This is a genomic window from Micromonospora sp. AMSO31t (genome assembly GCF_008868175.1).
Lineage (GTDB): Bacteria > Actinomycetota > Actinomycetes > Mycobacteriales > Micromonosporaceae > Micromonospora.
The window spans coordinates 1-11,655 of sequence record NZ_WBKT01000179.1 but is presented as its reverse complement, the minus strand read 5'-3'; the positions used below and the strand labels follow the sequence as shown (position 1 = coordinate 11,655).

Annotated in this window: 10 protein-coding genes; 4 read left to right on the top strand and 6 right to left on the bottom strand. The window is 74.1% G+C overall.

Annotated elements, in window-relative coordinates; all coding sequences use genetic code 11:
* On the bottom strand, positions 1 to 814 hold an 814-nt coding region (locus tag F8274_RS26680; protein ID WP_151465114.1), incomplete at its 3' end, for a hypothetical protein.
* Between the two features lie 253 nt (positions 815 to 1,067).
* Here F8274_RS26680 and F8274_RS26675 point away from each other — a divergent pair.
* The 3 genes from F8274_RS26675 to F8274_RS26665 all read left to right on the top strand — a co-directional run bounded on the left by F8274_RS26675 (position 1,068) and on the right by F8274_RS26665 (position 5,643).
* Positions 1,068 to 2,609: a gluconokinase gene (locus F8274_RS26675; RefSeq protein WP_151465113.1), complete on the top strand. Its 1,542-nt coding sequence runs from the start codon at positions 1,068 to 1,070 to the stop codon at positions 2,607 to 2,609.
* Positions 2,610 to 2,655: 46 nt separating this feature from the next.
* The gene (locus F8274_RS26670) at positions 2,656 to 4,173 is read left to right on the top strand and encodes an SLC13 family permease (protein ID WP_151465112.1); all 1,518 of its coding nucleotides are present in this window, start codon (positions 2,656 to 2,658) and stop codon (positions 4,171 to 4,173) included.
* Positions 4,174 to 4,431: 258 nt separating this feature from the next.
* On the top strand, positions 4,432 to 5,643 hold the full coding sequence (locus F8274_RS26665; RefSeq protein WP_151465111.1) for a serine hydrolase: 1,212 nt from the start codon (positions 4,432 to 4,434) through the stop codon (positions 5,641 to 5,643).
* Between the two features lie 5 nt (positions 5,644 to 5,648).
* Here the strand turns inward: F8274_RS26665 and F8274_RS26660 are convergent, their stop codons facing one another.
* From F8274_RS26660 to F8274_RS26640, 5 genes are all read right to left on the bottom strand, one after another.
* Positions 5,649 to 5,966 carry a putative quinol monooxygenase gene (locus tag F8274_RS26660; protein WP_192580008.1) on the bottom strand — a complete coding sequence of 106 codons (318 nt, stop codon included), beginning with the start codon at positions 5,964 to 5,966 and terminating at the stop codon, positions 5,649 to 5,651.
* 18 nt (positions 5,967 to 5,984) lie between these two features.
* The gene (locus tag F8274_RS26655) at positions 5,985 to 6,743 is read right to left on the bottom strand and encodes a MerR family transcriptional regulator (RefSeq protein WP_151465109.1); all 759 of its coding nucleotides are present in this window, start codon (positions 6,741 to 6,743) and stop codon (positions 5,985 to 5,987) included.
* 153 nt (positions 6,744 to 6,896) lie between these two features.
* Entirely contained in the window at positions 6,897 to 7,529 is a 633-nt protein-coding gene (locus F8274_RS26650) for a hypothetical protein (RefSeq protein ID WP_151465108.1), read from the bottom strand.
* A 129-nt stretch (positions 7,530 to 7,658) separates the two neighbouring features.
* Positions 7,659 to 9,923 (bottom strand): bifunctional diguanylate cyclase/phosphodiesterase, encoded by a 2,265-nt coding sequence (locus F8274_RS26645; protein ID WP_225853991.1) that lies wholly within the window; start codon positions 9,921 to 9,923, stop codon positions 7,659 to 7,661.
* A 150-nt stretch (positions 9,924 to 10,073) separates the two neighbouring features.
* Positions 10,074 to 10,592 (bottom strand): transcriptional regulator, encoded by a 519-nt coding sequence (locus tag F8274_RS26640; protein ID WP_225853990.1) that lies wholly within the window; start codon positions 10,590 to 10,592, stop codon positions 10,074 to 10,076.
* A gap of 56 nt (positions 10,593 to 10,648) precedes the next feature.
* Here F8274_RS26640 and F8274_RS26635 point away from each other — a divergent pair, with 56 nt between their 5' ends.
* Complete coding sequence (locus F8274_RS26635) at positions 10,649 to 11,602, top strand: S41 family peptidase (RefSeq protein ID WP_151465107.1); 954 nt, start codon at positions 10,649 to 10,651, stop codon at positions 11,600 to 11,602.
* Positions 11,603 to 11,655: the final 53 nt, after the last annotated feature.

Genomic DNA, 11,655 nt, shown 5'->3' with positions numbered 1-11,655 from the left:
TACGACTTCTGCGGCGGCTCCCGGATCCGCAAACCGGCCCGGGGCGCACCGGCGGGTCGGACTCGAAGAGCATCGCCGGCACGATCAGGGCGAGGGCCACGCCGACCGCGACGGTCCGCCGGCCGCCGGGGAGCAGCGTGGAGACCCGGGCCTGGGCCGGGGTGAGCACGGCCGGCCGGGCCGGCCGCGCCGCCTCGTGCTCCGCGATCAGCTCGTCGAGCTGGGCGACGACCGCGGCGCGCTGCTCGATGGCGTCGGCGAAGGCCAGGGTGAGCTTGAACCGGAAGTCGGCCACCGCGCCGGTGGGCAGGAGCAGACCGGAGGTACGCCGCCGGTCGAGCACCTGGATGAGCGTGACCGGCGCGCCCGGGTCGTGGGACAGCCCGGTCATCCGCCCGTACGTCCAGTCGCGCCGGCCCCGGCCGCCGAGCAGGACGAGGCGCCGGTTGGTGAGCACGGCGAGGCCGGCGTCGACGACCTTGACCCCTTCGGGGCGGCGCGGGCGCAGCACGGGCGGTTCCGGGTCGACGGTCAGCTCGGGGGCGGGCAGCACGGCGGTGTGCCGCACCTCGACCAGTTGCGCGGCCGGCAGTGTCCAGAAGACCACCTCGCCGGGGCCCAGCTCCATGGGCAGGCCGGCGCCGGCCTCGGTCGAGCCGTGGAAGGACCCGGCGAGGGTACGCAGCCGCCGCAGCTCGTCGTCGCGGCGTCGCCACGCCTCGTCGGCGGCGCGGAAGGCGCGCTGCCGCCGGTCGTTCTGCCGATGCGCCCACCGGTAGCGCCATGTGGAACCCGTCGAATCAGTCATCGCCACGCCGACTCCTCCGCCGCGCGAGCCCACCAATCGGGGTGTCATTCATGTCAACTGCGTCGCGGGGGTGGCAAGACACGCGCAAGTCGCCGAATTGACCGAAAGGGTGATTGCGCGACACGTTAGGCGGAATCCTCGGCGTCCCGTGGCCGCGCCCCGGGCGGCGTCGCTTCGCCGTGCGAGGGGGTCGGTGCGTCGGTAACGTCAGCCGCAGGGCGGGACGCGCGGCGACCCCCGGCACGCGAGGAGGTGCACGGTGGGCGACCCGGCCGTCGTGGTGGGGGTGGACATCGGCACCACCAGCACCAAGGCGGTCGCGTACGACACCGGGGGCCGGCAGCTCGCCACCCACTCGATCGGTTATCCCCTCGAAGAGCCGCAACCCGGGTACGCCGAGCAGGACCCGGTGCGGATCTTCGACGCGGTCGTCGGGTCGATCCGGGCGGTGGTCGAGGAGCTGCGCCGGCCGGTCGCCGGCCTGTCGTTCAGCACCGCCATGCACAGCCTCATCGGGCTGGACGCCGACGGCATCCCGCTCACCCCGTCGGTGACCTGGGCCGACTCGCGGGCCAGCGCGCAGGCCGAACGGCTGCGCGCCGTGCCCTCCGGGCTGGCCATCCACCGGCGCACCGGCACGCCGGTGCACCCGATGGCGCCGCTGCCCAAGCTGGTCTGGTTCGCCGAGCAGCAACCGAAGCTGCACGAGCGGGTCGCGCACTGGGTGAGCATCAAGGACTACGTGCTGCTGCGGCTGGCCGAGGCGCTGGTCACCGACCACTCGGTCGCCTCCGCCACCGGGCTCATGGACATCCACCGGCTGGTCTGGGACGCCGAGGCGCTCCGCATCGCCGGGATCACCGAGGAGCAGCTTCCGCAGCTCGTCCCCACCACCCACGTGCTGCCCGGCCTGGCCGCCGGGGCGGCCCGGGCCACCGGCCTGCCCGCGGACACCCCGGTCGTGGTGGGCGCCGGCGACGGGCCGCTGGCGAATCTGGGGCTCGGCGCGGTGCATCCCGGCGAGGTGGCCTGCTCGATCGGCACCAGCGGCGCCATGCGGGTGATGGTGGAACGCCCCGGCGTCGACCCGCTCGGCGGCGTCTTCTGCTATGCCCTGACCGAGCACCGCTGGGTGGTCGGCGGGGCGATCAACAACGGCGGGATCGTCCTCCAGTGGGCCAACGAGGCGCTGGCCCCCGAGCTGGGCGAGCACGCCGAGGAGGAGCTGCTCGACCTGGCCGCCCGGGCGCCGGTCGGCTCCGGCGGGCTGATCATGTTGCCGTACCTGCTCAGCGAGCGGGCGCCGCACTGGAGCGCGCTGCCCCGGGGCGCGTACGTCGGGCTGACCCACGGGCACGGCCGGGCGCACCTGGTGCGGGCCGCGCTGGAGGGCGTCTGCCAGCAGCTCGCCCTGGTCCTCGCCTCGGTGCGGGCGGCCGGCAACGAGGTCCGCGAGGTCCGCGCCAGCGGCGGTTTCGCCCGCAGCCCGCTGTGGCGGCAGATCCTCGCCGACGCGCTCGGCATGCCGGTGCGCTTCCCGGCCGGGCACGAGGGCTCCAGCTTCGGGGCGGCCCTGCTCGGCATGCAGGCGCTCGGCCTGATCGAGTCGATCGAGGTCGCCGCCGACCTGGTCCGGATCGAGGAGACGGTCCGCCCCGATCCCGCCTCCGCCGCCACGTACGCGGCCCTGCTGCCGCTCTTCTCCGAGCTGTACGACGCGCTCGTGCCGACGTTCGCGTCGCTGCGGCGGCTGGCCCCGAGCCTGCCGCCGGAGCCACCACCCACCGCTCCTCCCCAGTGATCGCCCGTCGCGGAGGCACGGACGACTACCGAAGGTCGTGATTGCCGTGGTCACACTGCTCGCCGCACCGGCGGAACCCCTCACGAACGCCGGTGACACCCAGCTCGTCATCGCCGCCCTGCTCGGCATCGCCGCGGTGGTGGTGCTCATCGCATGGGGCAAGGTGCACCCGTTCCTCGCGCTGATCCTCGGCGCGGCCGTGCTCGGCGTGGTCGCCGGGGTCAGCGCCGACAAGATCGTCACCTCGTTCAGCGGCGGGGTCGGCTCCACCGTCGGCGGCGTCGGCCTGCTGATCGCGCTCGGCGCGATGATCGGCGGCCTGCTCGCCGAGTCCGGCGGCGCGGACAGCATCGTCGAACGGGTGGTCGGCCGGGTCTCCGGCGGCGCGCTGCCGTGGGCCATGGCCGGGGTGGCCGCGCTGATCGGGCTCCCGCTCTTCTTCGAGGTCGGCGTGGTGCTGCTGGTGCCGATCGTGCTGCTGGTCTCCCGCCGGGTCGACGTGCCGCTGATCAAGATCGGGATCCCGGCGCTCGCCGGCCTGTCGGTGCTGCACGGGCTCGTGCCGCCGCACCCCGGCCCGCTGGTCGCGATCGACGCGCTCGGCGCCAACCTCGGCCAGACCCTGGCCCTGGGCCTGCTGGTGGCGATCCCCACGGTGATCATCGCGGGGCCGGTCTTCGGCAACTTCATCGCCCGCTACGTGCCGGCCACCGCCCCGGAGGCGCTGCTGCCCACCCGCCAGCCGCTCGCCGCCGGCGGGGACCGGCGGCCGACCCGCCCCGGCGAGGGCCGCCTCGACGCCGACGGCGACCTGGTCACCGAGGACGACCTGGTCAACCCGGGCACCGGCCGCCCCGGCGCGCCGATCGACGAGCCGGTGGGGCCGCGCGCCCGCCGCGAACCGGCGCTCTGGGCCGCCGTGGTCACCGTGCTGCTGCCCGTGGTGCTGATGCTGCTGCGGGCGATCGGCGAGCTGACCCTGGCCGAGGGCACCGGCGGCCGGAAGGCGCTGGACATCATCGGCACCCCGATCGTCGCGCTGCTGGCCGGCGTCATCTTCGCGATGATCTTCCTGGGCTACCGGACCGGGTTCAGCCGCGGCCAGGTCTCCGGATTCCTGGGCGGCTCGCTGCCGGCGATCGCCGGCATCCTGCTGATCGTCGCCGCCGGCGGCGGGTTCAAGCAGGTGCTGGTCGACGCGGGCGTCGGCAACCTGGTCGCGAACGCCGCCGAGGGCGCGAACCTGTCGCCGCTGCTGCTGGGCTGGCTGGTCGCGGTCGGCATCCGGGTGGCCACCGGCTCGGCCACCGTCGCCACCATCACGGCCGCCGGCATCGTGGCGCCGCTCGCGGCGACCCTCCAGGGCCCCGAGGTGGCCCTGCTGGCGCTGGCCATCGGCTGCGGGTCGCTGTTCTTCTCGCACGTCAACGACGCCGGCTTCTGGCTCGTGAAGGAGTACTTCGGGCTGACCGTCGGGCAGACCATCAAGACCTGGTCGGTGATGGAGACGATCATCTCGGTGGTCGGCTTCGCCGGCGTTCTCCTGCTCGACCTGGTCCTCTAGCGGCCGCCGCGTGAGCGGCATCGACCCGGCAGATTCCAGATCGACACCAGCTCGGCGGTGAGGCGGTATCCGGGTGGCCGGAACACCCACACCTGGCCGAGCTGGTGTGGATCCTGGGCGGCAGGGTCCGGCCACCCGGGTCACGGTCGGGTGAGCCGGGCGGCAGCCCGGCGCCGCCGGACCCGCCCACCTCCTAACCTCGCAAAGGTGAACAGAAGAGACATATCCCGCTCGCGTCGGCGCGTACCTGTGGGCCTCGTGGCGCTCGCGGCGGTGCTGGCGGTGGTCGCGGCGGCCGGGCCGGCGGCGGCCTCCGGGCCGCATCGGGAGCCGGAGGCGCCGCGGACCTGGCTCGTGTGGCTGGCCTTTCCCGGCGGGGTGTTCTCGGTGGACGCGGCCGCCCGGACCGTCCGCTACCGGGCCTGCGACGGCGACACCGGCCGCGTGGTCGACCCGGGCATGTGGGTCGACGGGCGGTCCGCGCACGGCCGGCTCACCGTCCGGGGTACGACCTACCGGTACGACGTCCCGCTGGTCGGGCGGGCCCCGGGGGAACTCGTGGTGGTGCCGCCCGACGGCCCGCCGCGCCGGCACCCGGGCGAGGTGGTCAGCAACCCGCTGCCGCCCACCGACCCGGTGGCCGGACGGGCGTTCCTGCCACTCACCCGTCCCCTGCAGCGGATCGTGGCGGCGGCCGGCACGACCGGCAACCTGGCCGGGGTGACCGTCCGCGACCTCTCCGGCCGCTTCGGCGGGCAGCAGGTCTCGGTCGACGGCCGGTTCCGGCCCAGGGCGGCCAGCGTGATCAAGTTGTGGATCGTGACCGAGCTGCTGCGCCGGGTCGGCTGCGGCCAGGTGTCGCTGGACCAGCGGGTGCTGGTGACCCGGGCCGACGTGGTCGGCGGCACCGGCCAGTTGCAGTTCGAGGAGATCCCGCAGCTGGCCAGCCTCTACAAGCTGGCCCAGTACACGATCAAGTACAGCGACAACACCGCCGCCAACGTGCTGATCAACTATCTGGGCGGCTTCGCCCCGGTGAACGCCCTGATCGACTCGATGAACCAGCGGGAGACGGTGCTCGCCCGCAAGTTCCTCGACGCCGAGGCCGTCGCCCGGGGCGAGGAGAACTACACCAGCCCGGACGACGTCATCTCGCTGCTCGGCGCGGTCTGGGACGCGCAGATCCTCGACCCGGCCTCCCGCGACCTGCTGATCGGGTTCATGCGGGAGCAGACCCTCAACACCAAGATCCCGGCCGCGCTGCCGCCCGGCACGCCGGTCGCGCACAAGACCGGCGACCTGCCCGACGTCTCCCACGACGTCGGCTACTACCTGATCCCCGGCGAGGAGACCGCCGTGGCGTTCCTGACCTCCGGCCCGCAGGCCACCGGCGACCAGGTCGTCCGGTGCCTGGCACGCGCCGTCTACGACTACGTGACCACGTCACCCGTGCCGGTCCGCCCGCGCTGACCGGGTCACGGCGCCTCGACGCCGGAGATGCGGAACCGGTGCACCTCGGCGCCGAGGATCATCGCCGCCTGCTCCCCGTCCGGGCCGGAGCCGCGGAAGTCGAGCAGTTGCTCGTCGGACTCCCACCGCTCGTAGACGTTGATCCGACCCGGCTCGACCAGGTCCGCGCTGACCGCGAAGTCCACGCAACCCGGCGCCGAGCGGGCCGCCCGGACGACCTCCGCGCACGAGGCCAGGTAGGCGTCCCGCTGGGCCGGGTCGACGTAGAGCGTGCCGGCGACGATGAACAACGTGACCTCCCGAGGCTGAGCCGTCCGGCCCATCCTGGCACCCGGGGCGGATCAGGCCCGGCTGATCGCGTTGGCGTGGATCGCCTCGTTCAGGTACGCGGCCAGCCCCGGCCGGATCTTCTCGAAGTACGCCGTGAACCGCGGGTCGGCCACGTACATGTCCGCGAGGCCGGTGTGGATCTCGTAGGAGCAGTCGTAGAACCACCGGGTGATGAGCTGCCGGTGCTCCTCGGCCAGCGCCATGGCCTCCGGCGAGTCGGCCGGAGCGCCCGACGCCATCAGCTCGGTGATCCGCCGCCCCCACTCCTCGTTCTCGGCCTTGTTGCGGAGCCAGTCCTCCTTCGAGTAGCGGGCCGCCCGTTCGGTCGACTGCCGGTACGCGTCGGTGCCGCCCCAGCGCCGCTCGGCCTCCTCGGCGTGCTCGTCCGGGTCGAAGTCCCCGAACACCTCGAAGCGCTCCTCCGGGGTGAGTTGAATGTCCAACTTTCTCGCCTCCATCGCGAGTTCGATCGCCGCGACCATGTCCCGCAGCTTCCCGATCCGCCCGCTCAGCAGCTCGTGCTGCCGGCGCAGGTGCGGCAGCGGGTCGCCGCCCGGGTCGTCGAGGATCTCGGCGATCTCCTCCAACGGGAACCCCAGCTCCCGGTAGGCCCGGATGAGCTGCAACCGTTCCAGGTCCGCGTCGTCGTAGCGGCGGTAGCCCGCCGCGGTGCGGCCGCTCGGCGAGAGCAGCCCGATCTCGTCGTAGTGGTGCAGGGTCCGGACCGTCACCCGGGCCGCCCGCGCCACCTGACCCACCGTGTACGCCATGGTTCCTCCCTTCCGCGACCAAGGCTCCCGCCTCCCGTTGCGTGAGGGTCAAGCCCGATTCTGCGGCCCGTGCGCCCCGCCCGGCACGAAACGGCGATCGCCCCCGGCCTCCCCGCGAGGGGTACGGGAGGCCGGGGGCGATCCGGGAGCCGGTCAGGTGGTGACCCGCTCCCTCTCCGGGGCGGCGAACGTCGCGCTGGCCGGGGTGCGGAAGGCGTGCACCAGGCCGGCGACCGAGAGCAGCAGGAGCAGCGCCGCGCCGAGGTACATGGCCAGGGCGCCCTGCCCGGCCTTGCGGCCGAACTCGCTGAACCCGTACGAGGTGAGCAGCAGGCCGCGCAGCGTCTCGCCCTTGAACACGGTCTCCCGCTGGGCGGTGACGTCGGCGAGTTGCTTCTGCAGGTCGGCCAGGTTGGCGGCCTTGGCCTGCTCGGCCTGGGCCACCTGCTCGCGCAGCGCGGTCTGCGGCGCGCCCAGGTCGGCGTACGTCCTGCCACCGCCGATCGACGTGAGGTGCAGGCCGATGTACTCGTTGGCGTAGCACTCGGCCTGCTTGCCGCTGGTGAGCGCCTGTCCGGCGTACTCGCGCAGGCAGTCCGACTTCTTCTCCTCGTCGCTCAGCTGGTCGGCCGGGGTGAAGCTGATGTGCTGGGCGGCGAGCTGGTCGTGCACGTAGCGGTTGGCGAAGTTGGCGTTCGTCGTCAGGACGACGCCGACGACGAGCAGCAGGACCGCGAGGCCCAGCCCGCCGATGCTGAACAACAGGTCGAGTGTCCGTCGCTTCATCTCTGGCTCCTGTATGGGTGGTGTCCTTCGTTGCCTGCCGACACCATCGTGGCGGTGAGCGGGGCACCGCCGGCAGGGCCGAATCCCCTGTCCTGTCCGGGACCTTCGACCCGGCGCCGGCCGGGCCGGTCAGCGGGCCGCGTCGACCGGGGCGAGCGTGTGGAGCAGCTCGGCCAGGGCGACGGGGCGGCCGTAGCGCCAGCCCTGGCCGTGCAGGCACCCGATGGCGGTCACCGCGGCGTGCTGGCTGCCGGTCTCCACACCCTCGGCCACCACGCCCAGGTCGAACGCGCCGGCCAGCCGGTTGACCATCTCCACCGTGGCGTACGCCCGCGCGTCGTCGGCGTCGAGGCGGGCGACGAAAGACTGGTCGATCTTCAGCTCGGTGGCCGGGATCCGGTGCAGGTAGCTCAGCGACGAGTAGCCGGTGCCGAAGTCGTCGATGGCGATGCCGACCCCGAGGTCGCGGAGCTGCGTCAGCCGGTCGAGCACCGCCTCGCTCCCCTCGATGAGCGCCGACTCGGTGAGTTCCAGGGTGAGCGCGCGGGGCGGCAGGCCGGCCACGCCGACGGCCTCGGTGACCGTGGCGATCAGGTCGGGCCGGCGCAGGTGGGCGGCGGAGATGTTGACCGCCACGGTGACCTCGGGGGACCGCTCGCGCCAGGTGGCTGCCGCCCGGCACGCCTCGTGGATGACCCACCGGTCGACGGCGAGGATCAGTCCGGTCTCCTCGGCCAGCGGCAGGAACCGCGCTGGGGGGAGCACCCCGAGCCGGGGGTGCCGCCAGCGCACCAGCGCCTCGGTGCTGCGTACGGCGCCGGTGGACAGGTCGACGATGGGCTGGAACTCCATGAGCAGTTGCCCCTCGTCGACCGCGCGGCGCAGATCGGCGATCAGCTCGGCCCGGGTCACCGCCGACTCCCGCAGCTGCGGCGTGCAGGTCCGGTACGCGGACTTGCCGGCCGCCTTCGCCGCATACATGGCGATGTCGGCGTCGCGGAGCAGGTCGGTGTGGGAGGCGTGCTGCGGGCCGTACTCGGCGATGCCGATGCTGGCCGAGGGGTGCACGCCCAGGTCCTCCTCGCCGGGCAGCGGTTCGAGGGCGGCGAGGAGCCGGACGGCGAGCCGCTCGGGCGGCACCGGCCGGTCCCCGGCGACCAGCACGGCGAACTCGTCGCCGCCGAGCCGCGCGATCATCCCGTCGGGGCCGGTCGCGTCCCCCATCCGCTCGGCGATGGTGCTCAGCAGCCGGTCCCCGGCGGCGTGCCCGAAGCGGTCGTTGACCTGCTTGAACCCGTCCAGGTCGAGGAGCAGCACGGCGACCGGGCCGCCGTCGCGCAGGGCGCGGCGCAGCCGCCGGGTGAAGGTCAGCCGGTTGGGCAGGCCGGTGAGCTGGTCGGAGTACGCGAGCCGGCGCAGCCGGGCGACCAGCCGCAGGTTCTCGTTGGCGGCCAGCCCTTGGCGCAGCGCGAGCACCCCGAGCAGCGTCATCATGCCGATGAAGATCAGGTGCGGGGTCTGCCCGGTGGGCCGGCGGGCGAGCACCACGGCGACGATCGCGCCGCCCACCGGCAGGTAGGGCAGGGCGACCCGCCACCACGGCGGTAGCGGCGACTCGCCGGTCTCTTCCTCCTCCGCGCAGGTGGGCGGCGGCGGGTACCGGGTGGCGAGGCCCATCAGCAGGTAGCTCAGCGGCCAGCAGACGTCGATCGGTTGACCGGGGGCGTAGCTGTCGTGCGCGACGAGGGAGACGTAGACGGCGTCGGCGGCGGCCCGGGTGGCCAGGCCGGCCCCGATCAGGGTGAGCGCCCGCCACACGGGACGCGGCGGCCCGGCGACCGCCACCAGGATGGTGAGCTGCATCAGGTCGAGCATCGGGTAGAGCAGCCCGAAGGTGCGCAGCGGATCGGCCAGGTCGGCGGCGGCGAGGTCGCGGAACACGACCACCCAGCCGATGGGGATGAGGGCCAGCGCGACGATCACCCCGTCGAGCAGGGTGCGGGCCTGCCCGATGAGGCTGCGCGGGGCGGCCATGGAGCAGAGCAGCGCGGCGGTGCCGGTGACGATGCCGGCGGTGAACAGCGCACCGACCAGCGGGGTGTGCGGCAGGTCGTTCCCGCCGACCCGCTCGACCGTCCACACCGTCCGGCCGAGCGCCGCGAGGGCCATGGTGGCCGCGAGCAGCACCCAGAACCGGCGCAGCGGGGCCGGGTGCCGCCGGGCCACGCCGGTGCAGGCCACCGCCGCCCAGGTCGACACCGCCACCGCGCCGAGGTCGCTGACCAGGGCCCCGCCCGGCAGGCCGGCGACCAGCCACACCGCTTCCCCGAGTACGACGAGGGCGGCCGCGACGAGCCCGACACGGCCGGAGAGCGGGCGACGGGCCGGTGCCACGGCGGCGAGGCTCACGTGCTGCTGGGGGACAACGATTCGCTCCGGCTTTCTCTCGGACGTGCACTCGCGTCGATGACGACCGGTTGCGGACGGCGAACGGCGCAAGCCTAGTCAGCCCTCGGTGCCGCCGCCAGAGCCGATCGGCGGCGGTCACCGCCCCGGCGGGCCGACGTGTTCCGGGCCGCGGCGACGGTAGAGGGAGACCAGGACGCCGTAGCGGGGCTGGTCCGGTCCGGCCTCCTCGGCCTCGCTGACGAGCGCGTCCAGGGTGGACCGGAGCCGCTCGGCCTGGGCCGGGGTGAGCCGCAGCTGGCGCAGGTGCAGCAGGGGGTCGGGGTCGCCGGCCAACTCCTCGGCGACCGCGCCGAACAGTGCGCCGGTGGCGCCGGGGTCGGCGGTCTCGCCGACCAGGCGACGGAACGCCCGCTCGTGGTACTGCTCGGTGCCGCCGCGGACCTGGCGGGTGTGCGCGACCCGGACCATGCCGGCCTCGGTGAGCACCTTGAGGTGGTGGGCGACGGTGCCCTTGGCCGCGCCGAGCGCGGTGGCGAGCTGGCTGATGGTGGCCGGCCCGGACCCGAGCGCGAAGAGCAGCCGGTGCCGGAACGGATGGGCCAGCGCCTTGAAGTGAGCCGGGGTGCGGACCTCCAGCTCGGTCTCGTGGTTCACCGCTAAAGCGTCCAATTCTCTTGACGCTTTGTCAACCGGCCTGCTCTACTCGGGACATGCATCAGGATGAGATCACCGACATCGTCGAGCGGGCCGCGAAGCTCGTCGCCGAGCAGTACGTGTTTCCCGAGGTGGCCGGCCGGATCGCCGCCCACCTCGGCGACCGGCTCCGGGCGGGGGCGTACGCGGGAGCGGCCGACCCGGCGGCCCTCGGCGCGCTGGTCACCACCGACCTCCAGGCGGCCAACAGCGACCTGCACCTGCGGCTCAAGCACCACGAGACCCCCCTTGCCGACATCGCCGACGACCCGGCCGAGGTGCAGTTCGTCCAGCTCGCCGCGCGGACCATGGGCGGCGTGGCCCGGGTGGAACGGCTGCCCGGCAACGTGGGGCTGCTGGAGATCGCGCCCTACCTCTTCCCCCCGCAGCTCGCCGGCGACCTCGTGATCGCCGCGCTACGGCTGCTCGCCGGCACCGACGCGCTCCTGCTCGACCTGCGCGGCAACCGGGGCGGCAGCCCCGACATGGTGGCCCTGGTCTGCGGCTGGTTCTTCGCCGAGCCGACCCACCTGCACACCATGCACGAGCGGGCCGGGACCACCCACCAGTACTGGAGCGCTGCCTGGCTGCCCGTGCCCCGCTACGCGCCCGACAAGCCGGTGCTCGTGCTGACCGGCCCCGAGACCTTCTCCGGCGGCGAGGAGCTGGCGTACGACCTCCAGCAGTTCGGCCGGGCCACCGTGGTCGGCGAGCGGACCCGGGGCGGGGCGCACCCGCGGGTCGGGCACCGGCTGCACCCGCACCTGGAGCTGGCCGTGCCGGTGGCCCGGCCGGTCAACGCGGCGAGTGGCACCAACTGGGAGGGCTGCGGGGTCGCCCCCGACGTCGAGACGCCGGCCGGGGCGGCGCGCGACGTCGCGTACCGGAAGGCCTTGGAGGCCCTGCTGGCGGCGGACGCGGCGCGGCCGACGGCGGCCGAGGCGCGCGAGGCCCTGGCCGCGCTCGGCTGACGCGCGACCAGCGTCAGGACCAGTCCTCGGCCGGGGCGTCGGGGGCGGGTGCC